This is a genomic window from Paraburkholderia sp. J7, assembly GCF_905220155.1.
GTDB lineage: Bacteria > Pseudomonadota > Gammaproteobacteria > Burkholderiales > Burkholderiaceae > Paraburkholderia.
Genome location: NZ_CAJMYZ010000163.1, coordinates 1 through 217, shown reverse-complemented (window position 1 = coordinate 217; position 217 = coordinate 1). Strand labels below are relative to the sequence as shown.

At 63.6% G+C, this 217-nt stretch carries 1 protein-coding gene; it reads left to right on the top strand.

The features are described 5' to 3' along the window. A partial coding sequence (locus tag U5A58_RS40795; RefSeq protein WP_321965493.1) for a DegT/DnrJ/EryC1/StrS family aminotransferase occupies positions 1-217 on the top strand: 217 nt, incomplete at both ends.

The following is a 217-nucleotide window of genomic DNA, read 5'->3' as shown; positions in this document are numbered from 1 at the left end:
GAGCAACGTGATTTACGAAGTCGGCGCGACGCCCGTGTTCGCCGACATCGATCCCGTCACGCGCAACATCGACCTCGACAAACTCGAAGCCGCCATCACGCCGAAGACGAAAGCCATCATCCCGGTGTTTCTCTCGGGACTGCCCGTCGACATGGACCGGCTTTACGCGATCGCCCGCCAGCACAAGCTGCGCGTGATCGAGGACGCCGCGCAGGCG